Here is a 25,574-nt window from a genome sequence, read left to right as displayed (position 1 = left end):
CTGTAGAGCATACAAATTACATGTGAATAGTGGATGTTCGGAAGCTCCTGCGGGCACAATTATAGTTATTGATAGTAATGAGACAGCAGGAACAAATGATCTGGTGTATGCCAGAGTCAACAAAGTGTTATCAGTCTATAAATTCGTTCAAGGTGGCTCTCATGGATATCTATCTGTTGATGATAACCGCGTTCCACTGGTTGATGTTGGGGGTTCTGATGTTGAAGTTCTTGGGGTTATTGTATTCCTCCTCCGAAACATGAAACACCGCTGATAGCCCAACTGCTCTGCCATCTCTTTATTTGGGACGGGAGTTGCATATCTCCCAGTTCCCATTCTAATTAACTGAGACAATTTCACCCTCCTAAACTGTACACACATACAGTATTATACTGCATTAATTATAACTCATTTGCAATAACATAAATTCTTTATTTTACTTCATAAAAATCAACATACTATCCCATTCCCAGCAAGGCACCCAAAAAAATAATCGCTTTGGCGGTTGACATATTAATCGCTATAGATATCATTACTGCACATGGTACAGAAAAGAAAAATCGATACCAAAGAATTAATGCATTTACTTTTTTGTTTTGTAGCCGGAGGGGCTAATGAAAAGCGGTAACCAAAGCGCAGCTTATAACGCGGAGTTAGTTCAGAAGTACAATATTGTCGATTCATATTCAATCAAACGCATAAATAAAAAGCGTCCCAATCACTCATTACTTAAAGGATATTATAGTGGTGAAATAATATATTCCTTATATATAAGGGATGGGGATTATATGGTGTTGGTTGATGCTTTCAAAAACTTAAATAGTGCCAACCAGAATGCCCAGAGAATTATTGGCAATCACCCTCAAATGGAAAAATATTTAGCAACGCTGGGTAAACCATGAAAACTTTTATCTTTGCAGCAATAGAGCGAGCTAACACAAAACAAAGCCGCCCTATATGTATTAAGGCTCAGGCAACTAATGAGCAGGAAGCGAGAAAGTCACTAGCTCCTACGCATGTAATTTTAGGCTGGATGGGTCAAATAGTTAATCGTAACTGAGATAAACAATATTAATTCTGAGGGAATAAAAATGAATACATCAACAAGCACTTCTGCATTATTAGCGGCTGAATGTAGAAAAGATTATGTTCATTACCGTCATTTGGCTAACCTATTTTCTCCTCGTTCTCAAGACCGTAATTTTTTCAATAAAAAGGCTTGGTTGCAGCGCAAAAAATTTCGTGATTGGTCTGCTGTTTTAGTCAAACAAAGTAAATTTATTTCTGCTTTTAAAAACTATGGTTTTGATGTGATTGAAGTCGGCGATACTAAGTACGATATTTTCAAAGGTAATAAATTTATTGCTACTGCTTTCTATGACAAACACACTAATAGAGTGTGGGATAGTTATGATTGCGTTCATCATTTAAATGATTATGTCAGTAAGATTCATTCTGAATATAACTAATTATAACTCATTTCCAAGTGGGATATGGTGAATTGATAACAATCACGGAAATTAAACATAAACAATAACCTACAAACCGTCGTCGAAATTGCAGAAGAAATTGAGGCATCAATATTCCCTGCACTCACTGCAATTCAAAACGAAGCAGAACCGGATACTTATTTGATGTGTCGTGGCGTGCATCGTCAGGCATGTAATTTAGCGCAACGATTAAGGGACATAAATAAAGATTATATTATGGAGGGTGTAATTGATGCATGTTCTAATTTAAATATTGAATTAGAGCTAGCTAAAAATGCAATCGAAAAATTAAGATCACTATTGAGCACAATGATTGATGTCCGCGGAAATGATGACGACGCAAATTTACTTCTTATTGCGATGGATTTGGCATTTGATGCTGGCAAAGAAATAGCACGAGTCCGAGGAGTTGAATATCAATAAATAATATCTGAGTTAGAAATACAAATAGCCGAATTAGAATAATAATAAAAACAACAAAACAAATTTAATTACAGCGCCATTGCTGGGGATTCGTTCACTCTGAAAACAGGAAATAGAAAATGACACAATCAACTTTACTTGAAAGAAAGCGAAAGGCACTTATTCACGTTAAATTGAATGCATTACAAAAGAAACATAATTGTCACTCTGTGGTAGTCAAAGTGGGAAGATTTAATTACCAACTGGATTTGGACGAAGAAATATTAAACGGAGCCTTAATTCGTTTCTTTGAAATATATGTACAGGAACTTAAGAGTAAACAGGAAGCAGAAAAACTTATTATAAGGACATATAACAGCTTTTATACCAAGTTCGGAAATTTAACCGAAGAAGGTAATGAATTTATGAATGAGATATTAAAACTTATTGCCAAGAAAACGGAGCCAATAACATGACAAATAAACCCTATTTATATCTTGCTGATACAGCCACCCAAAAAGAGAAAGAAGAAAAGTACGACCTTGCAGCCGAATATTGGGGAAAGGCAAAAAGAAAACGGCCGTACGTGGATGCGTGATTTTATCGACGGGGTATTTATCGGCGGATTCAAATTATTTACTGCTGAACCAGCATCACCAAGCACACATTGAGAGACGAGATATGACCAAGAAAAATGAATTAGTTCCAGTGTCAGCCAAAGAGCTACAGATTGTCGAATATCGCGGCCAGCGTGTTGTGACGACTGAGCAGTTAGCGGCAGGGTACGGTACAACCGTTGATCGTATCCGCCAAAACTTTAACCGCAACAAATCACGCTTCTTTGAGGGGAAGCATTACTTCCAGATTGCCGGCGATGAGCTTTCAGCCTTCCGCGTATCTTTTAGCGACGCGGTTAATAAACACTCAACCACCATCACTCTCTGGACAGAACGCGGAGCAGCGAACCATTCCAAGATGTTAGAAACCGATCAGGCGTGGAACTACTTCGATGATCTGACTGAGTTCTACTTCACTCGCCGCGACAGCATCACAACCGAAGCGGAACTGTTAAGTAATCCCGCGAAGTTACGTTCCATGCTGTCTGTATATGCTGAAAACGTCGAGCGCCTTGAGGGTGAGAACAAAACCCTGAGTGCAACGGTTGGCAGTCTGGAAAAACACTTTACCAAAGGCATGACCCTCCCCGCTTTCTGCAAGGGGTTGAACGGAGTGAATACCAGCAAAATCATGTGGTGGGCAATGGAGCGGAACTGGCTGTACAACGAGCAGAAAGACCCGGAGAAAAAGCCGCGCTGGCGTGTCGCTTCTTATGCCCGTGATCGCTATCTCACCGAGGAAGAAAACAAGGTAAAGCCCCACGGGCAAGATGAGTTTGTCACTCGCACTGCTGTGTTACTGGAGAGAGGCTGTCACCGCCTGTACGCCCTGTATATGAAGGGTGAACTCCCCATGAAGAAAACATGGAACGGCGAATACCACCACGACAAGGCAATTTATACCCCGGAGGGTAAATAATGAGCAAGCATCACACTGAAATCGTAGGTTATGTAGAGGCGCTGAAATCATTGGACGCGGGTCAGTATGACCGCGATTTATTACTGGGTTTTGATTTGGTACTGGCTGTTTCTCATGGCTGGAAAGCGGGCTTTTATGCGCCAAGCAATGAACAACGGTTGATGTTGTGGCGGTGGATTGTGTCAGCCTCCTTTGTGCAAGAGCAAATAGACAGAAACGGCACCCGTGAGGTTGATAACGGTCAGGGCGGCACTGATACCACAGCCATCTACGTTAATGGCACAGCGGCAATCACGGTATACCCACTAGCAGAGCGCCTCATGCTGGCAAACCATGTCGAGGGGATCGCCTTTGAGCAGTTTGGTAGCGAAGAAGGCGCGGATATGGCGGTAAGAATGTACATGGATTTTGTCAATAGTCAGCCAGAGAGCGGCAATTGGTTATCTAAGAAAGGGCGCGAGGGGCTTTCTATCTTGCACGATGAATTAATCAAAGCGGTCGAGTCTGGTGAGTTTAACACTATGCCGGTTATTCATTGACAGGAGGCGCAGATGATAACGAAAAACTTTCGCCTCAACGCACTGGCAAACACTTACGCAGCCGCTATCTATCACGATGTAACAACCCGTAACGGCGGCGCTCACTTCACAATGCAGGTCGGAAAAACAGAAATCAATGTCGCTATTGTCGATGGGGTAAAAGGCATTCGTGAGCTGGTCGATAGCTACGCACTGGAAGCACTACAACAGAATTACCCGGCATGGGAAGTCATCGCCATTAACCTGATGGAAAAATGTGTAGTCAATGGCTATCTGACAGGCCACGGGCGTGAAATATGGCAAAGCATGATCAATGACATGGGCGACACGCTGGCAGCCAAGGGGGCGTTTCAATGAAAATCGACTATCAGAACAAAGGCAACGCAGCACTAATCATCATAACCAGCTTCATCACAGAACGCCGCTTACATAATCGTTGTGTGGATGCCGCCCTGTTGGCTGTTGGTAGGTTGCGGGCTACTTCTTTTGGTGTGCTGTTCAGAAAAACCGCGATCACCGGCAAAGCGAACCACATGATGCGAGCCTACAAAATCATTTGCAAGGAGGCAAGCCGTGACAAATAAGCACCGCCATATAGTAGACATTAACGACGAACTGGTCAGAACGGTAGTCCACATCGACGACGGCAGGGATCACACCAAGCGGCATATCCACCGCATGAGACGCAATCAACACATTCACGAGGGCATTTGCCCTCCCATTCCACCAGCACCCAAAGTGGCAGAAGTGAAGTTAACACCGGTGAAGAAAAGCAAAGGGCATAAGCGAGGTAAACAATAATGAAAGGCAAATTACTTCCTGTAGTTGTTGGTGTTGAAATTCCCCTTGATGAATTCGGGCGCTACAACCTGAACACATTACACAAGGCCAGTGGCGAAGGTAAGAGCAAAACGCCTAACAAATGGTTGGAAACCAAGCAAGCCAAAGAACTTATTAGGCAACTCGAAGCTAAGTTATTGAAAACGTTCCAGACCCCAAATTCGGGGTCTGCTCAGAAAGTAATCAATGTTATCAATGGGGGAATGTCACCCGGCACATTCGCACATGAATTAATTGCAGTTTCTTATGCAGGTTGGATTCGACCGGACTTTCAGCTTGATGTGAATCAGGCATTTATCGATTTCAAATCGGGAAATTCAGGTATCGGCATTAATGCCCTTCCGTCTCTCGATCACATGGTTGGACGATTTGATGAATTACGCCACCAGCTAGCAAAGGATGAGAAGAACGAAGCTGAATTACTTTCTGTGTGCAGCCAAATCATGAACGCTCGCAAAAAGACCAAAGGTAAGCGCCATAAGATGATTAATGCACTAAAAGAGGCAGGCCAACTGGCTATCTTTGATGATGAAAACAGCGGAGAGCAAGAATGATCAATAACTCTTTCCACCTGACTCAAATCATTGCCTCGGTCTGGGGCGATCCTTCTGACATCACCGATGCAATCTGGCAGGCAGGATACCGTAAGCCAGAACGGGGAGAAAAGGAAATTGCCGAGCTTATTATTGACGTTATGGACGGGGTGCCTGATGAGGTGCCCTACTCCGCAAGACCAAAAAATTTGGATGACATTCTCACAATGGAGCTGAACAGCATTATTTTTGATGCGACACTCAGTGATAAGGCAGCACCTGCAATGGTGGCAACCATGATTTTGTGGAACGGGTACACAAGGGAGAAAAAATAATGGTGAATTTGGATTGCATACCTATTTCAGCATACTGCCAATATACAGGAGAAAGTATTGACGCCATTAATAAACGATTACAGCGTCAATTTTGGATAGAAGGGGTTCATGTGCTAAAGGTTAATGGGGCAAAAGAACGCTGGATTGACTTAACCGAGGTATCTAAATGGGCCAGAAAAAACAAAATGAGTATTCCCTCCCTAGAGGGGTAACTATTCGCAAACACAAAACAGGCGATACTCTGATTTTAACATTTACTTACAGGGGGGTTTTGTGCAGAGAACCCCTCTCTCGCCTAGAAGTAAACAATAAGCACATTAAATATGCCGAACGATTGTTAGGAGAAATACAGAACAACATTGAGAAAGGTGTATTTGTTTATTCAAAGTATTTTCCTAAATCAAGTAAACTTTCCATTTTTGGTAACGCTGGTAAGTCACGAACCGTAATAGAATACTTAAATGAGTATCTAGGAATCTGCGAAACAAGAAATTTATCACCATCAACAATCGGCGGGTATGAAAAATGCAAAACCGCTTTATCTGATTTACACAAAATGCCTATTGTAGAATTAACACCTGCGATATTAAAGAACTGGATTCAAAAACAAACTACCGCACTAAAAACAATTAGAAATCAACTTTCTTTTCTACGGAGCGCCATAGATGAAGCTGTTACTGACGGTTTGATAAATATTAACCCTGTAAACTTAGTGACAGCATCAAGATATCAAACTGAAAAAAGAGAAAAAGACAACGAGTATATCGTTGATCCGCTATCGCCCGATGAGGTTGTTGCATTACTTTCAGCAACAGGAAATAAACAATGGGAGAATCTTTTTCGGTTTGCGATTAATACAGGGCTTCGCAGCTCTGAGTTATGTGCCTTGCGTTGGTCTGATATCGATTTTGTAGGAAAAACAGCTCATATCACTGTTGCTAGTGTTGTTGGTGTTATTAAGGGAACCAAAACCAAAGCAGGAAAGCGCAAAGTTGAACTAAACGACCAAGCTATGATCGCTCTTTCTAGCCAAAAAGCATTTACTTTTTTAAAGGACAAAGAAATATTTGAAGATCCCAAAACGGGTGAGTCGTGGGCAGGTGCTGACGCCATTCGTAAAAAAGCTTGGGTGCCAACATTGAAAAAGGCAGGTATACGTTATCGTAACCCGTATCAAACAAGGCATACATTCGCCACCAAACATATCAGTCAGGGAGTAAATTTGTTCTGGCTGGCTGCGCAAATGGGGCACAAAGGACCTGAAATGCTATTCCGACATTATGGCTCGTATTTAGAAGCCTACAACGGAAATACCGAACGCCAGTTCAGTTCACAAAATCGAAACTGAATTCAGCATGACAGTGCAGGGACTTCAAAGTGCACGTAAAATGCACTCAAACACCAATAAAAACCAAATACCCATTTAAAAACAAATAATTATAAATATTATATCGCGGGTTCAACTCCCGCCAGCTCCACCATTTTTGTATTCGGAAATCATCGGAATACACCGAAAACCCAAGAAAAAGCCCTAAATCATAATGAGTTAGGGCTTTTTTATTGCCCGTTAGTATTCGTTTAGTATCGTTATAACTCGATAGTTTTGGTAGTATGTTTGGTAGTAAGTCGGCTACACTACAAAAACACTTACTACCAAAACGTAAATACCCAAGTGTCCAAGAGAAACTCATATATATAGTTAAGTTTTTGCAAAAAAATGATGTCCCGCTGTCCCGAAACACTTAACAATATGATTTATAAATATTAAATGGCGGGACGAGCCTGTCCCATACATATTTTCTCACACGTCCCAAAACTTAAAAAATCACCATTAACCAATTGATTTAAATATAAAAAATACAAAATGGACGCTTAGGCACTGAGGGACGCAGTACAAGGTTAAAGAGGTAAAAAGTGAGTAGTAACAGCTCAACTACACCAATAAAACGCTTACTACTACCCCATAGAACACTTACTACTACGGTTAGAGGTGCCCGATGCCTAAAAAGATAACGCCGCTTTCCCCTACCATGGTATCTAATGCCAAAGCCAAACTTGATAGCAAAACAGGTAAGCCCAAAGACACGATCTACCGTGACGGGGATAATTTAGAACTCCTCGTAAAAGCATCAGGCATTAAGCTCTGGTATTTCCGATACTACAAACCCTTCACCCAAAAGCGCACGATGATTGCATTTGGTGAATACCCCTCTACTAAGCTGGCTGACGCTCGCCGACTCAAAGACGAAGCAAAAGCGATGCTGGCTAAAGATATTGATCCTGTTGATTGGCGTAAACAGCAAGCAGCGGCAATACAGGAAGAGAACAGCAACACCTTACGGAATATTGCTACCCGCTGGTTTGAAGTGAAGAAAACCACTGTCAGTGAAGATTACGCCAAAGATATCTGGCGCTCACTGGAAAAAGATATTTTCCCCAAACTCGGGGATGTACCGATATCAAGCCTCAAAGCACCTATGCTGGTGGAAGTGCTCAAGCCGATTGAAGCACGGGGCAATCTGGAAACGATTAAACGCCTGACGCAAAGAACGGTAGAGATCATCGACTATGCCATGAATTTAGGCGTTATTGATGCTAACCCTTTTACCACTGTCAGCAAGGCATTTCCTAAACCAAAGAAAAAACATAACCCTACCATTCGACCCGAAGAACTCCCCGGATTAATGCAAGCACTCTCCGTTGCACAGGTAGAACGGCAAACACGTTTGGTCATTGAGTGGCAGCTATTAACGGCTGTACGCCCGGGGGAAGCAGTAAAAGCGCGTTGGTCAGAAATAGACTTTGAAAATAAAGTCTGGAATATACCCGCCGAAACGATGAAAACATCGCACGCCCATACTGTGCCTTTATGCCAACCGGCTTTAGATCTGCTTGAAATTATGAAGCCTATCAGCGGGCATAGGGAATTTGTCTTTCCACACAGATCTACCCCAAATACGCACATGAACAGCCAGACCGCTAATATGGCGTTAAAGCGCATGGGGTATCAGGATATGCTTACTGCGCACGGCATCCGCTCAATTGTCAGTACCGCGATGAATGAGCAGAGTTTTATGCCCGATGCCATAGAAGCGGTATTGGCTCACAGAGAAAAGAACTCTGTCCGGGCAGCGTATAACCGCGCCACCTATTTAGAACAACGCCAGGTTATGATGGATTGGTGGGGGCTATATGTAAAAGGCGCAGCAACGGGTGATTTAACGGTAGCTGGAAGTGTCAAAGGATTACGCATCGTAGGAAGTGATTACTATGTCGGATGATATTTTTATTCTTGAGAATGTAAACGCAGCACTCAAACATTACTCTATTGGTAATGGTATCGAAAACGGTTTATACCCCCACTCCCCGGCCTATTGGTGTGCTGAGCAAGTATCCAAATTAACCGATGATGAACGAAAAGAGGCACTGTTCAGGTTAAGTGTATGGGATTTGATTGATGTTGCTACTGTAACCATAAAAAAACTCTGTCAGTCTGGCAGTGATGCTTGGCACTATTCTATCGTCGAAACACTGGCAGACAACAGTAAGAATGACTTACTGGTCAGCGCATGTGCTATATGGGGATGGGGGCTAACCATGGAGTCTGATAGTACCTCATATCACCTAGCGGCCTCTAATCTCGTCTTTGCGGTTTTGGCACAAGAGCAATATGACAGTGATACATTGAATGAATTTGAAAATCTGGACATCAAAAATGCCCGGCGGAAAGCGGGAAAGATCCGCAGTGAACAACGAGACGGTGCGCTTAAAGATCAATGCATAAAATGGGCAGAAGATATTACCAAAGCAAAAGACTACATCGTTGGTAAAGAAGAGCTAGCCGAATCAGTTTATGACAAATATGTTACTTTTATTATCGAGAACCCTAAAGGCACTGATAATTACACTCTCCTACACCCCATAGATAAACGTGGTACACACAGACCACAAATGGAAGATTACAGAACCATCTATAAATGGGTATCACACCTTACTCTGGGGAAACGGGCGAGGAAAAAGAAATAAGCCGGATTGCTCCGGCTCTCTTATCACTCAAATAGCTTACCTGCGTCTATCCTGTAAAATCGGCGCTGGTCTTTATAACCAAGCGGATCACGTTTCTTAGGGTTATAAACGGTACGAGGTTTACCGTTCTTACCTACCTCCTCTGTTACGCCAACAAGCACACCTTTTTTGTGTAGAGCGGCGAGTGTCATATCAAAATTACAGCCCTCCAAAACACGTTCTTTCAATGCTTCTGACGTAATCCAATAAATACGGGATAAGGAGGTATCATCAGCAGATACTGATTCATTGCTGAAATCAGCTACATTAACACACTCCCCGGTAGATAAAGTAATATAGCCATCGAATATAGGCATACTCCCCCCGTCATTAGAGGAAGAACGAAAGCGGGATTCACCATAAGTACTGAGATACACCCTCAGCCGCTCAATGCCATTTACCGCTTCCAGATCACCAGTCGTGCCCCTACTATCTACATAGGCTTTGAAGCACTCACCAACACAGCGTAGAGACTCCCCGGTATCCCAACCAGTAATACCCCATTCCGTCGCTAGCTCTCCCGCAGCAGCACAGAGCGCGAACCGCTCTAATACCCGGTCTAACTGTGCTCCTGCATCTTCTGGTCTATAAGCTTCCTTGAACTGAATAATTAACGCTCGCAAGCGATCAACCAACTCCGAACGGGAAGACGCAGTAAGCTTTTCAAGCCATGTGATACCAGCACATCCATAATATTTCGTTGTTAAGGCATTCAGAGAATCAGCAAATTCTTTAGCTGTGCCTAGTCCGTGGAGGGTATCAAAAACGCCATTCTCATCGCTTACTATCGCAGGGATATCCACAAAGCGAGCTTGCTGACCCGCGGCAACACTTTCACCCGATGCCTTAAGATAACTTTCGAAAGCATCTTCGCTTGATGCCAGCACCAGAGTTCGCCATTGTAGCGTTTCACGCAAAGTAACGTCTTTTGTGCCTCGAGCCTTTCCCTGCCCAAGAGCCAGCATATAAGCAACTTAACCCACCAGCTTAGGGTTAACGCTTTTCAGTTCATCCAGAATTAGCGGTAAGTCATTATGCGCTGTGGCTAATACCTCGATCCCGACTAAGGTAGTATTGCAACTATGGGAATATCCGCCTGTTGTTGCACCACTCCCCCATACAGAGGCAGCGACATGTTGAGCGGTACTTTTACCTTTGGTTGAAGCCCCTTTCAGGCTGAATACCCCACCATCAACCCCCAATACATTGAGTAAAGGAGCAGCAAAAGCAACACAGAGAGAAAATACTAACCGGGTATTACCGGCACATTTCGCGCTGATAAGTTTCTGCCAGTCTTCAAGAGATTCTGATTGCGCTAACTGACTGCGTTCGCTCTTTTTACGCCCGGATAATTGGTACATCACTTTGCTGGTGGAGCTACCTATTGTGCTTTCAGGCAGTACAAACAAGTGATCATTAAACCAGCCCGTCGAAGTTGCTAAGGTTATGCGCTCTTTTGCCGTTGTGATATTCAGATAACCCAATAAGTCACGGCTCATGCCAGTACCGATATAAAACCCCAACTTCGACAAATTAGGAATAATATCGCTAGCAGGTTTATGTAATTGCTCATTTGGTACAATGAATTGCTTCGTTTCTCTATCACTGTCTTTAAATGAAATCAGCTTTCCCCAATTATCGCTGTATACATCGCGGGTTAATCCCAGTACTGAGAACGGCGCAGATATCTTCCGGGCTACAATGCTTTTTACCTTACCTTTTCCCTCCTCAACATTCTTCATTAACCCGTCCTCGGTCATATAAAAACCGACTTTTTCCAGCGCTAAATAAGGTCGAAGAATTTGGGGGTTTTCCCACCCCAGCGAGGCAGCTTGCGAAAATATCCATTTATAGCTGGTGAGATCAGCACGGGAAGTATCCCAAGTTGCTTCAAAATGTTCAGCATCAAATGCCGCTCCACCAGCTTCTGACCATTCCAACGCCAGTTGGTACGCATTATCTTCATAGGGTGTGTTTTTCAAACTACCAAGAGCAGCGATCACTCTCTGCCAATTTTGTCTGCCCCCCTCTGATATCGCCAGCATCGCGGGGGAAAACAAAGCAACCTGTAAATCAGCTAATGTATGCTCGTCTACCTCAAACCAACGTTCTAAATCAGTGTCACTATCATAATGCTGTACAGGCCGAGGAGTTGTCTTCGACACAAGCGGAGCCATTGCAAGATAGTTCTCTACGTCTACCAATTCGCCGTCTAAACGGTGAATGATCGCATCAGTCACATCCTCCCCGCTTTTCGTTTTCCGGCGTACAGCATTCACTATTGGCAAATAGCATTGTTGTTCGGCACGATAGACAGACTCATCCCACCCAATGACAGGAGTCCATTCGCTGGTCAAATCCTCTTCCGCGATTTGCTGTATCGCCGTTTCTATTCCATGGGCTATCATCTGGCATACATGAATACCCACAGTGCGATCTACCTCAGAATCCAAGATAATAACAAAACGACAACGCGGAGCATCTGCGGTATAATTGAAAGTCGTATAGAGTACACCTTTAAACGTCTTTTTTAAGTAACTGACTAACGCATCAAACGTCTTGGGGCTGTCAAAACTATCGCAGTCAAACGATGCAAAGCGGCGTTTAGCCGCTAATGCTGAAAGCCTCCAGTTTTTGATACCCTGAAACTTCTCAGGGTATTTTTCTTTTGGGTCTTGGCCTTTTGGATGTTCCCCTTGTTCCATTGCTGCACAAAAATATTGTTTCTTCTTGGCAGTCGCCGTATCAGTTATTAATTGCTCAATGAACTGTTCTGTATTTTCAGCGCATCGTTGCTCAGGGGTAATATCGTATACATCCCGTCCACGGGAATAGTAAATTTTATCTGCCATTATTTGCCCTTACCCAAGTCACACATTCTCTTTGCCTCTATACCATGAAGCTTCTTCAATCTACGACGGGTATGTCGGTTTGTGGCATAAGTTCCCGTTTCTCCATTAAGTGGAACTGGGCTGTTAATCATTGTTTGAAGACCTAACCGATCTACTTTTTGCTGGCATTCAATTAAATGAGTAAGGCTTGCCGAAGAGCGATGTTTACGCGGCATAATTACCCCCTTTAATAAAACTTTTTGGACGCGGTAAAGTGATAGTTATTTTGGGGTGTGTTTTAATCATGTTATTTATCCTCCCGTCCACGGGTATTAAGACGGGATGCTATATATTCATTAATTTCACTTGCTGCCCATCCCACACGCCTTAACCCCAATTTCACAGACTTTGGAAATTCAGGTGTTCTTTTTAAAAACTCATGGAAGCCACTATCAGATTTATAGTGCAGCGCCGCTTTAACTTCTTTTTTAGTCAGCATCGATTCACTAATACTCATTGCATTTTCTCCTGCGTTAAACGGTCATAAACGGCTATAAACGCAAGCAACATAACCACTAATGAAATAACAAATAAGCCCTTTACATGTGCAGGCTGTAATAACAAAACACAGAAAGCCAATATGTAATTTCCTACGTATTGGCTATTATTCCGTGGAGGGGATAAGTGTTTATTTCGCTCTAAATTTGTAATGAGCTTCTTTTAGCGTTCGCGTTTATAACTGGTATGACTCAGCTACCGGTTCCCTTTCTTTTTATTTTTCTTCCCTTGCTTACGTTTACATTTTTTAGACTTGGTTCCGGTATGTTTTGAGCCACCACTAAACAACATAGTTTTATGACCTTTAACCAACTGGGCACGTGGAGTAGTTCTGGTCATGTTCTTTGTGAGTTTGCGGCTACGTGATTTGGTCGTATTTTCTTCAAACGCCGCGATTGTGGACACAACTCTTGGCTCTCGAAAATCTTCGCCAAAATCGATTTCTTTAACTGTACCCATGACTCCCCCTGTATTTTCGTTCTCGCAATCACTATCTGTTTCAGTTACAACGCTGGTGGATTTAGATTTGTTCATCAGTGCATCATCCTCGGCTTGTTGACCGCCATCTGAGGTAAACCCTCTTCAATGAAGCTGCGATGCAGTTCGAACAGCACTTCTCTGCCAAAATCAGAAAGAGACAACCCTTGTTCAGGGGAACCCTCCAGCATTTGCTGATAGAAAATAGCGGCGTTCTTTACCCCTTGCTCGTGACCGAATCGCTCAATCAACGTGCCCTCAACATTATTTGCCAAGGCAGAACATTCACTTGATAAGTAAAGCGGTAAAACGATAGGGGAATTTTCCAGCTTGAAGATAGCTTTACCGTGATGCTTTTCCCTTTGCTCAGAAATCCATACATGCGCCACTACCCAACGAAAGAAGCGAATATCCTCTACGGGTTGCCCCTCTGGGTGTGTGGTTAGCCATGCCATGAGTAGCTGTAAAGCTAATTCGCTTTGGTTGTCCCATTCGCCACCATTAACCCGGTCTAAGATGGAGGTAACGGGCAATGAAGCCACTATCATCTCTGGGCTGTTTTCGGATTGGCTATACAGCGTCACAATGCCGTTTTCTATGACAGAACGGTAATTATTAAGCATATTGCACCTCATTAGCATGGGTAACCACAGGGGCAGCCTCAGCGGTCAAGTAAGCGCTTTTGGCCTCATTGGCATGCAGTTGTAAGAGTTGCTGCGCATATTCCAGTAAATCAGCCTCGATATCCCTCGCTTCGGGGTCTAATCGTAGGTACTCCACGGCCTTAAGAAATGCCGCCACTGGCTCTAACACATCAGCGGGGTGAGCATAGATATTTGCTAAGGAACGATCAGACATGGCGCACCTCCTGAACAGGCAAGGGACCAGCAAAGAACAAAACGAAATCACGGGAAAGCATAGAACGGGCGTTGTGCTCGTCGGAGGCAATAGCCGCTATACGGCTGGGGGTTGCGTCCAAATCTGCACGTTTGATGCTCAGAAACACGAATTTGAAATGAGTTGGGGTAGGGATAGTCGCCATAGTTGCGATCTCCGTGTGTATGTTTACGGAGTCACCACCTGAGTTCTCACGCTCGGAAAGGGTGGTGACGCTAACAGAGGTGAGAATACTGGCACACACGGAAACCAGCCTACCTTTCGGTAGCTCCGCTAGCATCACCATTGAATACATATAGGCGAATACCGCCTCAAATGAAAGGTGCTGCGATGCAGTGACACAAAAAAAGACGCTAGGCGCGTCATGTGTCGCCGTGTATTGATTCAGGTTCTCACGCCTGACACCAGATTTTGCTGGTGCAAGGTCAATATAGCCAAAGTCCACCAGCAAAGGCAAGCACAATTTATTGAATAAAGATATTAATGTGATCGCTCCTATAGCTTTTCTCGGTTATCAGCAGGTAATCAATTGTTCTGTTTCAGCCCAATTAAGCCCAATCAAAAGGTTATTGATATATTTCTAAATTACTCCATTGGTAGAAGTATTGCCGAGGAGTATTTAACTCATTGGGTTGGCTTAATTTCGCTGAATAGACGGAATCGCTTTGCTGGTGGATATACGGGCAAGCTGTAAATATGCAGCTTGGTTCAGAACGGTATACAGAAACGCTAATCCTTTGATATTTTCAAAAACCTCCGTTGGAGTAAGCTGATTTCTACCCAGTGTGCATATTCATACCCTGCCCGTTTAACTCTTTGATAATCGCAGCAATCCCCATTGGGGTAAGCTGTACCCATTCCCCGGACATCACCAGAATATTTTTAGACCAGACTGCATATTTGCAGTCTGGCTATATTAGGTCGATTCCAATAAAAAAGCCTAACCCTTTGATATTTTCGGAATCCCCCATTGGGGGAAGCCGGGCGCTATGGGAATTCCCATAACGGTTCAAACTCTGCGTTTCAGGGTATTTGATTTTTATCAATGGGTTATGAGGTCGGGTAAAAGTTTTCCGCGACCCTGTGAGCTAAACCCTAAAAAGGGCTTTGCATTGCCCGTAATACCTGAGCTTTGCCCCTGCGGGTTGGTGATGCTTGGCGAAACTTATTATTACAACAGCCAACACGATCAGACCACTGAGTTTCATTATTGTTGTATTAATTGGGTAAAAAACAATAATGAAAATCGCTTACATGGAATGTTATTGAAATAGAGTCGACAACATAAATTTTCTTATTTTTAACATATTACACAATTAAAAAAGAGAGGGTTTTATGAGAATAACGAATCTTTCAAATAATGCTGTTTCTGTTTGTGTTAATAAATGGGGTAAAAATGGAGATACGGATTGGTACAGGTTCACCCCTGGTTCGGGTGACACTTGGGATCGTAGCGATGAACGGGGTTTTATAATGGGTATTATTAAGAATGGAGAAAGAAATTCTTATTTTATATTTGCTAACAGTAATGTCTTCATCTATGAGGATTACATTGAAGACTTTGGTAGAAAAATAAAACCAGCAACAGACCGCTACCTCTCATAAAACGTAATCAAAGATGCCCACGTATTCTTCTGTACTCTAAGTGGGCATCACGCCTTACCATACTGAATATATTAACCCTACCGCCATATTTGGCGGTAGCCGTTCGCGCAGGTATACGGGCAATGGGTAGGCTTTTTACTGTTGGGCGTTTAATGCTGAACTGGACAAATTCTCCCTGTTACCGTGGAAGCCATATATTAGGTCTATTTCTAATGGTTCGTCCAACACCTCCAGGCACCCAAGAATAAAACTTTCAGCCACCAGCATACGCTTTCTGACTTCGCTTTCACTAAGCTTGAACTTGCGGCCAATCGCACGTTTAGACATGCCGCTAACGTAGTGGTGCTCGATAAAATCACACTCCTGAGACATACCGACAGTACGCAGCTTGGCAACACAGCCATCAATGACCATCCCGTCCTCGTCACTGCACGATAATTTGTTGTTGCTGGTATAAGTCACCGCGTCTTTAAATCCAGCAGAAACAGACTTCCAACCAATGTTAACTCTCCCCTGCACTACCCACCCGCCCCAATGCAATAGTATTTTCTGCATATCTCTGTGCATGATCTTTTATCCGCTTTGATTGTACTAATTAACAAGTACATCTTAGCATCGCTGGTGGATAAGGGGAAATGGGGCCAAGAGTAGATGGTCAAGATTTTGACCATAATAAAAATCAAGGGGTTGAGTATATGGCCCAACTTTGGACCATGCTGATTTGAAAGGCTTTTCAATTCTAGTGTCCGGCTAGAATTAAGTCTTATCAATAGCTTGCCGGGGAAGTGCTCATCTCGTTGGCTAACGGGCAATAGATGACGCAAATTTGCGTCATGAGGGAAAACAGAGGGTTAACTATCGTGCCCCAAATTTGGGGTACTAATGTAATCAAAGAGTTATCTGTAATTGTGATGATTGGTTTTTCGATCATCACTTTAACCTACTGGTTTATTTAAATTATACCGATTAGGTAGAATCAAAAACCCCTCGCTTTTAACTGACGGGATATCGGTAGTTTCCCCGGCATAAGAGATTTATCTATTTGAAAGTGTTCGTAACGCAAGTTTGCTTTACGAGTAACTGTTTGATTTTTATGATGATCGAAATTCCAATCATCTTTATATAGCCGTTCGGCTCATTACTTATTACTCTTTAGCGACATAAACCCACGCAACATCTCCCGATGTCAGATTCACGCTAATACGGTGATAGTCTGATACCTCATAAGCATCTGCTTTGAGAAGTTCATCTGATGAAACATAAAACACTGTTCCTTCAATCCTGTCGCTATCGTTCCCACTTTGGCTAACAATCGGGTGAAACTGTTCTCCACTTTCTGCCAAAACTTCTGGGTCAGTGATTTCGAGCATATCTTTACGCCAGCCAACCATTGCAGCAGGTTTTCCCTCCAGTAAGCGCCCAAAGTTTGCTTGCTGTACTGCTTCCAGTTGGAGTGTTCCATAAGAAAAAAGAAGTTCAGTGTTTGAATTGGATGTCATGACCACCTCTAATAATATGATTCAATATAACGTCTACACCATGAAGTACATATAGTATTAAAGTACAGTGCTGGATGATATTTAATCGGATAAAACTCAACGAGTTAATCCTATCGTAATCGGGACTTTTGTAAATAAATTTCGGGCATGGGGTCGTTTTAAGAATATCCTATTGTTTATTTCACCCTCAAAGCAGGGCTTGATAAACTATTCCCTCACACTTCTATAAACTAAATAATATCGATTATAAACTATGCAAAACGGACTTGTTAAATTAGCGGCTGATACGCGAACAGTATTTGAAAAAGAGCACCAAAAAATAAATGATATGGGCATTCCTTTCTTTTATAGCTTCCCGATTAATTCTTGTCAGGGGGCTTCTGTATTCTTTGGTATGGTTGCCCAGCAATTTTTCCCCAATGCCGATATTAAAATTGTATTAGGTAGTGATAGAAAAAAGAGAATACATCATTACTGGTTAGAAATTGACAAAAAAGTCTATGACCTGACTGTAGACCAATTTATATCTTGGATGGACGAGCAATATAATTGCCCTGATAAACCTATCTACGCAGAAAAGAAGCACCCGCTGGCAAAATACTTTTTCTACACAAAACGATTTTCCCCGGTAGAAGCCTTTGCTATTTTTTGTACTCAACATGCGAAAAATACCAGAGCTACGATTACTGCATATGACTTTATGAGAGCAGAACTTAGAAAGCTGGACTGGGATAAGCCGGGGAGCTGATATATAAGGCAAAATTCCGCCTTAACTCCTTGATTAGGTTTAACTGCTCCGAAGCAGGGGAATTAGCACACCGCCCGTAGCTCAATATCGAGTTACGGCTAACCACATGATTATGCTAATGATTCAAAAATTGGATCATCTCTGAGGGCAAAGCCCCTCGCCGAACGATTCAATGAAGCTATGAGCAAGCAAGAGCGCGAGCCAACATCATTCAAATTTTTTCACATAACACTACAGTAAACTACAGAAAAAGATTAACCGCTCCTAAACTACATCAAACTACTGGACTTGAAAGCCAAGAGACTACGCCCGGCGAAAAACCCATAATGGATGAAGTAGCCAGACAGAAAAGAGAGCTGCATGTAGAAATTTTTCTCCTACAGACCTAAGCAAGAATTCCTGCTTAACTCTACCGCTAAATCTGGTATAGCCGTATAAACATTTACCGTAGGCAAAAAGTGTTGCTCATTTCCGGGGAGGGCTTTATTGAAGCATCGGGACACCTATATTAAGTGTTGTCCCGCTCTTGTCCCTCGTTTGTACTGAGTATGCATTTTATAAAATACATATAAATATATAATATATATAATATTTTTATATTTATATAAATAAGTAAGGGACACAGGGACAGCGGGACACATAAAAATACTGTTTATAAATATGAATATACATAGCTACCCCCCTCCTCGGTCAAAAAGCAATCGCAAATGTTTTTGGTAGTAAGTTTGGTAGTAACCAACCAACTTAAAATTAACAAAAACATTATTTATCAATTAATTAAATAACCAATTCAAATTCCGCCAGCCAAGTGTAACCCTTTTTGTTTGCCCAGTGTCCACTTTGCGTCCACTCAAGAAACACTATCATCTGGAAATACATTAATCATAACAACCGAGAGGAGTTTATATAAGTGATAGAGATACTATTAGACAATCCGTCTGTCTTATGGGGATTTTTGGGAAGCCTAGCCGGAGGAGGTCTTACTCTGTTAGGTACATGTATAACATTGAGACATAACTATAAAATAAAAAAATTGAACTTATTCAACAAGATAAGACAAAGAAATATAATGAATATGTAGCACTCAATAAAAAACACCTCATAGAGCCATTAGTGGAATATCTGATTACCGATCTAAAAACGATGCAGGCTATATACAATCTTCAAGACAGTGATTCTCAAGTTCACAAAGACACACAACGAAGGCTAAATAATACACACCTAGATCAAATGGCTGTAATGGAAGCAAGGGCAGGTAGCTTAGGAACGAATGAAATCAAAAAACTAATGGAGACATGTAGCAAAGAACGTAAGGCACTTGTTGATATAGTATATCATAATACAGATGGTCATTCGTTTAAAACATTAAAAGAACAGATAGACCGCACCAGTCAGCTTTTGTAGTGATGTGATGGACGACCCCTTTTTCAGCGGCAAATAGTGCCATCTTTCTTTCCGATGCACTGAATTTTTCGGGAGAGAACCTATCATAAATACGATCAAAGTCGTTGGCATTGACCTCGCCAAAAACGTTTTTCAAGTCTGTGTCTGGATGGCGGACGGTTCTGTCGCCTCGAACCGAAAAATCTCACGGCAAAAATTGCTTGATGCCGTGCGCTCTTTTCCGCCTGGCACTGTCATTGCGATGGAAGCTTGTGCAACGTCTCACTACTGGGGGCGAACGCTGCAAGCGATGGGATATACCGTCAGGTTAGTCCCGACTCAACACGTCAAGGCCTTCAGCCATCATCAAAAAAACGATGCCAATGATGCGCTGGCTATTTGTGAAACTGCCTGGCGTCCAGGTCTTCATTTTGTTCCCGTCAAGACCGTGGAACAACAAGATATCAAGGCACTGCGCAGTGCCCGGCAACTCATGGTGGAACAGCGTATCGCACTTGCTAACCAAATGCGGGCTTTTCTGGCTGAATCGGGACGAATTGTGCCTGCCGGCATTCAAAAACTTCAACAGCATCTCCCTGATATTCTGGAAGATGACAGCAATCACCTGTCTTGTGTGCTGCGTCGTTTATTGCATACCTTATGGGAAGAGATGCAGAATTTGAACACCGACATTCATGACATGGATAACGAAATAGCGGCACTTTCCCGTCAGCAAACGGGTTATGAGCATCTGCTCACTATTCCCGGCGTTGGTCCCCTTATTGCGGCCGCCTTCGTGAGTGACGTCAGTGCATCCCAATTTGCCAATGGCCGACAACTGTCTGCCTGGTGTGGACTGGTTCCCCGGCAACACAGTTCAGGAGGAAAAAGCCGTCTGTGTTCCCTGAGCAAACATGGCAATCGTCATCTCCGAACGTTAATCATTCACGGTGCCCGTGCCGTGATGCGTTGTGTTCAAAAACGGGATGATTATCTGGGAGAGTGGCTGAGAAAACTGATTGACCGGTGCGGGTTCATGAAAGCCACGGTGGCTTTAGCCAACAAACTGACCCGGATTATTTGGCGTGTTCTGCGGGATGACGTGGATTTTAATATGCAAAAAGCTTTTACTATCAATTAATTGAGTAACAAAAAATAGACGCATTATCGAGTTTGCAAACACTGATGAGAAAACGGCTCCCGTCCCTGTCAGAGCCTGCTCTTGACCAAGGTAGTGAGATACCGGTGTTGTGATAAGGAAACAGGGTGCGGATGACATCATGGCGCGGACAAATGAGTCCATAATGACGCCGGATATATGGTCGCAAACCGTATCAATTTAGTGCTTGCACAACCGGGGCGTCCATATATGGTCAAGAAGTTTCGAACACATTTCTCGCTTCTTCCCACTGTCTTTCATATTCGGCAGGAGAAATCCCCCCATTAAAACGATGAGGTCGGATGTCGTTGTAATACCCGCCAAGCACCAGTGGGTATTCGGGCAAGCCGGGGCAAAGTACTGCCGCAAGAGATTCGGGCTGGCGAGAGCGTCTTCGCCTGCCGGGCGATAACGGTGAACCCCCGGTTGACGGCTTTGCAGGCCACCTTCCTGCATTAAGCGTCTGGCCTTCCAGCGACCCACCGGCCTACCTTCATGGGTCAGCAGATGGCTCAAGGTGACACAATTCCGTCACCGGCCATCGGGGGCTCAGCCGTGTGATCAACGCATAGCGCCACTGCGCATCTCGCTCATCAGCACGGCCGCCTGCTTTAGGATTTCTTTTTCCATTTCCAGGCGTTTCACCTGTTTCTCTAAGGCTTGTATCTGGCGTTGTTCGGGCGTCAGTGCCTTACTGACCGGCGTTATCCCCTGTATTTCGGCGTTATACTGGCGAACCCATTTACCCAGCGTACTGGTATTGCCCCCCAATGAACGGGCAACATCGACAACCCGTTGTTGATGGCGAATAACCTGTTGAACCGCTTCCAGCTTAAATTCAGCGGAATAGTGGCGTTTGGTGAGTTTCACTTTCATTGTCACACCTCATTGTCATGTGATTAACATTAGCAGGCTTTTGAGGTGTCCGGAATTATCATGCCACTACAGGGTTGGTAAAAGTAATCGGATTGGTCAAAGGCAGGATTCTGTCTTAGCATTCTGGACAAATTAGACTACTACACAATACCCATGAATTACGTGTATCTTGTCCCGGGGAATTGTTTAACGATATTACCTTTAACCACTTTATATGCCTGATGTCGGTTACCATGCACATATTTTATAAAAGGATTATTCCAGACCACGCGGTCTATGGGGCCTGCCATATAAGCGAAATCAATTCCTGCTTCAATAAAGGCCTTTCGTGCGTTTTCTAGCCAGTTTCCTCTCCCGATATAGCATGCTTGGAATTTAATCACGCCAACCCGGCGAAGCGACATTCTTTTCAAATCGTTAGCTAGCTCTTCCGGACTGTTATAACGACTACCTAAAGAACTCTCGCTGGAATGAGCAAAAATATCTACGCGGTCATTTTCCGTCACCCATTGAAGATAATGGAAATTATTATAAAAATATCTTTGTTCCTCACTGTTGGATTCTCGCCCCACTAGTTCAAGCATGTCTTTATATTTTGATTTTAAATAGCTATACTCTTGCGGCCTACGCTTTTTAAAGTCGTAAGCTAAGACAACTTCTATCTTGCCAAAAGGCCATTCATGAGACTTAATTAGCGGTATTCTTCCTGCGGCTTTATATATTCTATTTTTGAAATTCATTTAATTATCTCTTTTGCTAAACACTGCCATATGAGTCAGGATACCGCCTCGTATGATAAAGTGATTACACCGTCTTTGACTGTCGTTAGACTAACGGGTTTCTGAGGTGTCCGGAATTATCATGCCGTTACAGTTAACTCTGTTTGCGAGAAAATAATATTGACGCACAAACGGCTTTACCCTAAGTTACGGGCAGTGGATAGATTTTTCACTGTTGGACGCTCAATGCTGAACTGGACAGATTCATCCCGTTCACGTGGAAGCCATAGATTAGATCTATTTCTAAGGGTTCATCCAGGATCTCAAAACAAACCCGAGAAAATAATCAGTCAGATACCGAGTGTATACTTAATGAGGCGACCCCCATGTTGATTTGAGTATCATCGAAGCCGACCACGTCCACGATAATTTTCAGAGTAAAGCACACATCCATGCTGGAGCCCACCAATTATCTGATGCGCACTTGCCTATACAAGCAAAATACTCTGCATCTGTTTGCTGAGGACTACAAATAATCGGAGAGCAGTTGCCTGAACAGGAACAAGTAAAAAATACAATGCACATAACGCGCCAACCAGATATTTTTTCATCTTCTTCGCCCCCTGTTATTACTAATATTATTTTCCATAACAGTGACAAAGTAACTTAACTCATTGATAAAATAATAAATTCATTTTTTACGCGATAGATACATAAACATTTATGCCTTTGTCAGTTAGAGAAAATAACCACAGCAATAAATACTACCTGATAATAATCATTTCAATAATTATTATTATAATAAAAAGCAATAAGGGAAGATTACTTATGAATTTTAAGATGCAACGCAGCGGAAATAGATAGGTTTTTCACTATTGTGCGCTCAATGCTGAACTGTGCGTTTTTGCATAATTAACGTGAAAGCCATAGATTATAGCTAAATCATATTAATATGACATAATATCTAAATCTAAAATGACAAGGCATAAAATGAGATGGGCTACAGCTTAGATTTTCGAAAGCGAGTACTGGCATACAAAGACAAGCATTCGTTGACTTTCGAACAAACGAGTGCCCATTTTGAAATCTCCATATGTACCTTGTTCCGGTGGTGCAATAAAATAGAACCTTGCATGACCCGCGATAAACCCGCCACGAAAATCCCTGATGAGGTACTCATTGTGGATGTCCAAAATTTTCCTGATGACTATCAATGGGAAAGAGCAAAACGTTTAGGTGTCTCACAATCGGCAATAGTGAAACAGTGGTTCTGGCTCATTACCGGATGGCTGGCATTTGTGGCATGGGGATGAAACCCAATGATCTGTTTGGGGCGTGGGCGTGTTCATGTTGTCACGATGAAATAGACCGCAGAAAGAGACTGACAGATACAGACTATGCACACATAGCCTATCTGGAGAGCGTAATCAGAACACAATCAATATTACTATCGGAGGGTAAGATTTGAGTTATTACAATTTAAGATTGCCGTGGCCTCCGACAGCAAATCAGCAACATCATTCAGCAGCAAAACCTCAGTATCAATACCCAATCACGCATCAAAATCAAAATAGTTGCCAATCCCCCAGACAGACGACAGAGAGACCTCGATAACCTGCCTAAAGCGGTTTTCGACTCGCTGACTCATGCCGGGTTCTGGGCTGATGACAATCAGATTGATTATATGAGCATCAAACGCGGCGAACGGGTTAAGGGTGGTTGTCTGGATATTCAGATATGGGAGCTGGAGACATGAATGTTGAAATAAAAATAACATCAAGCCGGTCATGACGGCGTTCAACTTGAGCCATGAGGCAGGTTCTCCAGTGAGATAATTAACTGAAAATAAAAAGGTTATTTTAACTAGGGGGAAGGACAGGGAATGGACACAAGAAGACGTTTTTTTTAATGTTGCTGAATGCAGCCATAGCGGGGCGTAAAGAGAAATAGGACCAAATTCGGCAAATTATAAAACGTCAGAACGGACAGGGTATGTCCCGAAGAAAATGGCAGGTAAGCCAGGTCAGAAGAAAATTCAGTCCCAAACGGCACGGGCAACGGATACCACAGCCTCACGGACTGAACGAATAACCGCTTTTAGTGGCGCGGGAATAAATGATGCCGCTTCCGCAGAATCAAACACCTCCCCAACCGCATCGCCAAAGCGCTCACGAGCCTGCTTTTTTACAGGTTCACTACATAACCTCCCGCGCAGTTGCGTCGCCAGCGGGCTGGTGGCACGGTCAGGCAGGCAGTACATCATGGTCTCCACCATCGCTTCCATACCCCATCCGGTTTGCGCCGACGCTACGCAGACAGGATGATGTGGTAAAAACAACTGCTGGACAGCGCTCCGCTTAGCTTCAATCGTTAACTGCTGGTCCGGCGGGTGAACGATTTCAAGGGGTTATCTGACAATTTAAGTAATAACTTCCCCTACCTGTTGCGAGCCATAATTATCTGAGGATTAAGCGACTTTGAAGCCTTTTTGCTATCTAAAATAGACGGTTATTGCTTAAGATCCTGTATATGATTAGTTCATAAACCATATTCACCTAGCCCCTTATGTTCATCAGGGCGACGCCCCAATGACCAGTAAAAAAGCCTTTCCGTTTCCTTGATTGGCATATCATTGATACATGCGAAACGACGTGTCATTAAACCTTGCCCATTAAACTCCCAGTTTTCATTACCGAAACTACGGAACCAATTATCTGAGTCATCATGCCATTCATAGGCAAAGCGTACAGCAATACGATTTGTATCAAATACCCATAACTCTTTGATAAGACGGTAATCAATCTCTCTATTCCATTTGTGTGTCAAAAAATCGACAACGGCTTCACGCCCTTCCACAAATTCAGTTCGGTTACGCCACAATGTATCTTTTGTATATACTAGCGAGACCTTCTCTGGGTTCCGGGTGTTCCAAGCGTCTTCTGCCAGACGAACTTTCAGTTCAGCAGTTTCAAGTGTAAATGGAGGTACAGGTTGTCTGATTTCCATAATGTCTCCTTATTGCATGTAGACAAATATGTCTACATAAAGTAAATTAAGTAGACTTAGCTGTCTACAAAAATAA

36 protein-coding genes and 3 pseudogenes are annotated in these 25,574 nt (G+C 43.0%); 25 read left to right on the top strand and 14 right to left on the bottom strand.

The window, feature by feature from the left end; translation table 11 throughout:
- From BDE27_RS19525 to BDE27_RS16185, 18 genes and pseudogenes are all read left to right on the top strand, one after another.
- The coding region (locus BDE27_RS19525) for a LexA family transcriptional regulator (RefSeq protein ID WP_479688247.1) at positions 1-274 on the top strand (274 nt) is incomplete at its 5' end.
- Between the two features lie 340 nt (positions 275-614).
- Positions 615-902 (top strand): hypothetical protein, encoded by a 288-nt coding sequence (locus tag BDE27_RS16255; protein WP_099134030.1) that lies wholly within the window; start codon positions 615-617, stop codon positions 900-902.
- Positions 899-1,060 carry a host cell division inhibitor Icd-like protein gene (locus tag BDE27_RS20555; protein ID WP_099134031.1) on the top strand — a complete coding sequence of 54 codons (162 nt, stop codon included), beginning with the start codon at positions 899-901 and terminating at the stop codon, positions 1,058-1,060. Before BDE27_RS16255 ends, BDE27_RS20555 begins: the two co-directional genes overlap by 4 nt.
- A 31-nt stretch (positions 1,061-1,091) precedes the next feature.
- Positions 1,092-1,469 carry a hypothetical protein gene (locus BDE27_RS16245; RefSeq protein ID WP_099134032.1) on the top strand — a complete coding sequence of 126 codons (378 nt, stop codon included), beginning with the start codon at positions 1,092-1,094 and terminating at the stop codon, positions 1,467-1,469.
- 162 nt (positions 1,470-1,631) lie between these two features.
- The gene (locus BDE27_RS16240) at positions 1,632-1,913 is read left to right on the top strand and encodes a hypothetical protein (protein ID WP_244208815.1); all 282 of its coding nucleotides are present in this window, start codon (positions 1,632-1,634) and stop codon (positions 1,911-1,913) included.
- Between the two features lie 119 nt (positions 1,914-2,032).
- On the top strand, positions 2,033-2,368 hold the full coding sequence (locus BDE27_RS16235; protein ID WP_099134034.1) for a hypothetical protein: 336 nt from the start codon (positions 2,033-2,035) through the stop codon (positions 2,366-2,368).
- A complete protein-coding gene (locus BDE27_RS20220) occupies positions 2,365-2,490 on the top strand; it encodes a hypothetical protein (protein ID WP_274540016.1) in 126 nt (41 codons plus the stop codon). The genes BDE27_RS16235 and BDE27_RS20220 overlap by 4 nt, the downstream gene beginning before the upstream one ends.
- Before the next feature lie 83 nt (positions 2,491-2,573).
- Positions 2,574-3,428 carry an ORF6N domain-containing protein gene (locus BDE27_RS16230; protein WP_099134042.1) on the top strand — a complete coding sequence of 285 codons (855 nt, stop codon included), beginning with the start codon at positions 2,574-2,576 and terminating at the stop codon, positions 3,426-3,428.
- Positions 3,428-3,967 (top strand): hypothetical protein, encoded by a 540-nt coding sequence (locus BDE27_RS16225; RefSeq protein ID WP_099134035.1) that lies wholly within the window; start codon positions 3,428-3,430, stop codon positions 3,965-3,967. Before BDE27_RS16230 ends, BDE27_RS16225 begins: the two co-directional genes overlap by 1 nt.
- A gap of 12 nt (positions 3,968-3,979) precedes the next feature.
- The gene (locus tag BDE27_RS16220) at positions 3,980-4,324 is read left to right on the top strand and encodes a hypothetical protein (RefSeq protein ID WP_099134036.1); all 345 of its coding nucleotides are present in this window, start codon (positions 3,980-3,982) and stop codon (positions 4,322-4,324) included.
- On the top strand, positions 4,321-4,551 hold the full coding sequence (locus tag BDE27_RS16215) for a hypothetical protein (RefSeq protein WP_099134037.1): 231 nt from the start codon (positions 4,321-4,323) through the stop codon (positions 4,549-4,551). Before BDE27_RS16220 ends, BDE27_RS16215 begins: the two co-directional genes overlap by 4 nt.
- Entirely contained in the window at positions 4,541-4,768 is a 228-nt protein-coding gene (locus BDE27_RS19520; RefSeq protein WP_167450622.1) for a hypothetical protein, read from the top strand. Before BDE27_RS16215 ends, BDE27_RS19520 begins: the two co-directional genes overlap by 11 nt.
- Positions 4,768-5,116, top strand: a pseudogene (locus tag BDE27_RS20550) (KilA-N domain-containing protein); the annotation flags it as partial. The gene BDE27_RS19520 and the pseudogene BDE27_RS20550, both read left to right, overlap by 1 nt.
- A 241-nt stretch (positions 5,117-5,357) precedes the next feature.
- Positions 5,358-5,675 (top strand): hypothetical protein, encoded by a 318-nt coding sequence (locus BDE27_RS16205; RefSeq protein ID WP_099134039.1) that lies wholly within the window; start codon positions 5,358-5,360, stop codon positions 5,673-5,675.
- The gene (locus BDE27_RS19650; RefSeq protein ID WP_086110750.1) at positions 5,675-5,887 is read left to right on the top strand and encodes an excisionase; all 213 of its coding nucleotides are present in this window, start codon (positions 5,675-5,677) and stop codon (positions 5,885-5,887) included. Before BDE27_RS16205 ends, BDE27_RS19650 begins: the two co-directional genes overlap by 1 nt.
- Positions 5,842-7,023 carry a site-specific integrase gene (locus tag BDE27_RS16195; protein ID WP_099134040.1) on the top strand — a complete coding sequence of 394 codons (1,182 nt, stop codon included), beginning with the start codon at positions 5,842-5,844 and terminating at the stop codon, positions 7,021-7,023. The genes BDE27_RS19650 and BDE27_RS16195 overlap by 46 nt, the downstream gene beginning before the upstream one ends.
- A gap of 649 nt (positions 7,024-7,672) precedes the next feature.
- A complete protein-coding gene (locus tag BDE27_RS16190) occupies positions 7,673-8,956 on the top strand; it encodes an integrase domain-containing protein (protein ID WP_099133753.1) in 1,284 nt (427 codons plus the stop codon).
- Positions 8,946-9,701 (top strand): hypothetical protein, encoded by a 756-nt coding sequence (locus tag BDE27_RS16185; protein WP_099133754.1) that lies wholly within the window; start codon positions 8,946-8,948, stop codon positions 9,699-9,701. The genes BDE27_RS16190 and BDE27_RS16185 overlap by 11 nt, the downstream gene beginning before the upstream one ends.
- A gap of 23 nt (positions 9,702-9,724) precedes the next feature.
- Here BDE27_RS16185 and BDE27_RS16180 read toward each other — a convergent pair whose 3' ends face one another.
- The 8 genes from BDE27_RS16180 to BDE27_RS20215 form a co-directional block, all read right to left on the bottom strand.
- Positions 9,725-10,705, bottom strand: coding sequence for a hypothetical protein (locus BDE27_RS16180; protein ID WP_099133755.1), 981 nt, complete (start codon positions 10,703-10,705; stop codon positions 9,725-9,727).
- Positions 10,706-10,714: 9 nt separating this feature from the next.
- Positions 10,715-12,592, bottom strand: a complete 1,878-nt coding sequence (locus BDE27_RS16175) for a DUF927 domain-containing protein (protein WP_099133756.1) — start codon at positions 12,590-12,592, stop codon at positions 10,715-10,717.
- Positions 12,592-12,807, bottom strand: coding sequence for a hypothetical protein (locus BDE27_RS16170; protein ID WP_099133757.1), 216 nt, complete (start codon positions 12,805-12,807; stop codon positions 12,592-12,594). Before BDE27_RS16170 ends, BDE27_RS16175 begins: the two co-directional genes overlap by 1 nt.
- A gap of 71 nt (positions 12,808-12,878) precedes the next feature.
- Positions 12,879-13,088, bottom strand: coding sequence for a helix-turn-helix transcriptional regulator (locus BDE27_RS16165; RefSeq protein ID WP_099133758.1), 210 nt, complete (start codon positions 13,086-13,088; stop codon positions 12,879-12,881).
- A 236-nt stretch (positions 13,089-13,324) separates the two neighbouring features.
- Positions 13,325-13,663 carry a hypothetical protein gene (locus BDE27_RS16160; RefSeq protein ID WP_099133759.1) on the bottom strand — a complete coding sequence of 113 codons (339 nt, stop codon included), beginning with the start codon at positions 13,661-13,663 and terminating at the stop codon, positions 13,325-13,327.
- A complete protein-coding gene (locus BDE27_RS16155; RefSeq protein ID WP_099133760.1) occupies positions 13,663-14,229 on the bottom strand; it encodes a hypothetical protein in 567 nt (188 codons plus the stop codon). The genes BDE27_RS16160 and BDE27_RS16155 overlap by 1 nt, the downstream gene beginning before the upstream one ends.
- The gene (locus tag BDE27_RS16150) at positions 14,222-14,464 is read right to left on the bottom strand and encodes a hypothetical protein (RefSeq protein WP_099133761.1); all 243 of its coding nucleotides are present in this window, start codon (positions 14,462-14,464) and stop codon (positions 14,222-14,224) included. The genes BDE27_RS16155 and BDE27_RS16150 overlap by 8 nt, the downstream gene beginning before the upstream one ends.
- Positions 14,457-14,948, bottom strand: coding sequence for a host cell division inhibitor Icd-like protein (locus BDE27_RS20215; protein WP_274540011.1), 492 nt, complete (start codon positions 14,946-14,948; stop codon positions 14,457-14,459). Before BDE27_RS20215 ends, BDE27_RS16150 begins: the two co-directional genes overlap by 8 nt.
- An 890-nt stretch (positions 14,949-15,838) precedes the next feature.
- Here BDE27_RS20215 and BDE27_RS16140 point away from each other — a divergent pair.
- Complete coding sequence (locus BDE27_RS16140) at positions 15,839-16,108, top strand: hypothetical protein (protein ID WP_099133763.1); 270 nt, start codon at positions 15,839-15,841, stop codon at positions 16,106-16,108.
- A gap of 135 nt (positions 16,109-16,243) precedes the next feature.
- Here BDE27_RS16140 and BDE27_RS16135 read toward each other — a convergent pair whose 3' ends face one another.
- Both BDE27_RS16135 and BDE27_RS16130 read right to left on the bottom strand, forming a co-directional pair.
- Positions 16,244-16,675: an antiterminator Q family protein gene (locus BDE27_RS16135; RefSeq protein ID WP_187651270.1), complete on the bottom strand. Its 432-nt coding sequence runs from the start codon at positions 16,673-16,675 to the stop codon at positions 16,244-16,246.
- 578 nt (positions 16,676-17,253) lie between these two features.
- Entirely contained in the window at positions 17,254-17,607 is a 354-nt protein-coding gene (locus BDE27_RS16130; RefSeq protein ID WP_099133765.1) for a gamma-glutamylcyclotransferase family protein, read from the bottom strand.
- A gap of 253 nt (positions 17,608-17,860) precedes the next feature.
- On the opposite strand from BDE27_RS16130, the gene BDE27_RS16125 reads away from it, so the two are divergent.
- From BDE27_RS16125 to BDE27_RS16115, 3 genes are all read left to right on the top strand, one after another.
- Positions 17,861-18,355 carry a hypothetical protein gene (locus BDE27_RS16125; protein WP_099133766.1) on the top strand — a complete coding sequence of 165 codons (495 nt, stop codon included), beginning with the start codon at positions 17,861-17,863 and terminating at the stop codon, positions 18,353-18,355.
- Positions 18,356-19,468: 1,113 nt separating this feature from the next.
- Positions 19,469-19,759 carry a hypothetical protein gene (locus BDE27_RS16120; RefSeq protein WP_099133767.1) on the top strand — a complete coding sequence of 97 codons (291 nt, stop codon included), beginning with the start codon at positions 19,469-19,471 and terminating at the stop codon, positions 19,757-19,759.
- Positions 19,760-19,844: 85 nt separating this feature from the next.
- A complete protein-coding gene (locus tag BDE27_RS16115) occupies positions 19,845-20,879 on the top strand; it encodes an IS110 family RNA-guided transposase (RefSeq protein ID WP_099133768.1) in 1,035 nt (344 codons plus the stop codon).
- Between the two features lie 579 nt (positions 20,880-21,458).
- On the opposite strand, the gene BDE27_RS16110 is transcribed toward BDE27_RS16115, so the two are convergent.
- Together BDE27_RS16110 and BDE27_RS16105 are read right to left on the bottom strand one after the other, a co-directional pair.
- Positions 21,459-21,773 carry a transposase gene (locus tag BDE27_RS16110; RefSeq protein ID WP_099133769.1) on the bottom strand — a complete coding sequence of 105 codons (315 nt, stop codon included), beginning with the start codon at positions 21,771-21,773 and terminating at the stop codon, positions 21,459-21,461.
- Between the two features lie 158 nt (positions 21,774-21,931).
- Entirely contained in the window at positions 21,932-22,513 is a 582-nt protein-coding gene (locus BDE27_RS16105; protein ID WP_099133770.1) for a hypothetical protein, read from the bottom strand.
- A 974-nt stretch (positions 22,514-23,487) separates the two neighbouring features.
- On the opposite strand from BDE27_RS16105, the gene BDE27_RS16100 reads away from it, so the two are divergent.
- From BDE27_RS16100 to BDE27_RS16090, 3 genes and pseudogenes are all read left to right on the top strand, one after another.
- A complete protein-coding gene (locus tag BDE27_RS16100) occupies positions 23,488-23,805 on the top strand; it encodes an IS630 transposase-related protein (RefSeq protein ID WP_099133771.1) in 318 nt (105 codons plus the stop codon).
- Positions 23,742-23,960 (top strand): annotated as a pseudogene (locus tag BDE27_RS16095) (nuclease domain-containing protein); the annotation flags it as partial. The gene BDE27_RS16100 and the pseudogene BDE27_RS16095, both read left to right, overlap by 64 nt.
- 39 nt (positions 23,961-23,999) lie before the next feature.
- Positions 24,000-24,248 carry a RusA family crossover junction endodeoxyribonuclease gene (locus BDE27_RS16090; RefSeq protein WP_099133800.1) on the top strand — a complete coding sequence of 83 codons (249 nt, stop codon included), beginning with the start codon at positions 24,000-24,002 and terminating at the stop codon, positions 24,246-24,248.
- Positions 24,249-24,527: 279 nt separating this feature from the next.
- On the opposite strand, the pseudogene BDE27_RS16085 reads toward BDE27_RS16090, so the two are convergent.
- Positions 24,528-24,872, bottom strand: a pseudogene (locus tag BDE27_RS16085) (GTPase family protein); the annotation flags it as partial.
- 158 nt (positions 24,873-25,030) lie between these two features.
- Positions 25,031-25,498, bottom strand: a complete 468-nt coding sequence (locus BDE27_RS16080; RefSeq protein ID WP_099133773.1) for a nuclear transport factor 2 family protein — start codon at positions 25,496-25,498, stop codon at positions 25,031-25,033.
- Positions 25,499-25,574 lie beyond the last annotated feature (76 nt).

The organism is Xenorhabdus ehlersii (assembly GCF_003610465.1).
Lineage (GTDB): Bacteria > Pseudomonadota > Gammaproteobacteria > Enterobacterales > Enterobacteriaceae > Xenorhabdus > Xenorhabdus ehlersii.
This window is presented reverse-complemented; position numbering and strand designations above follow the sequence as displayed.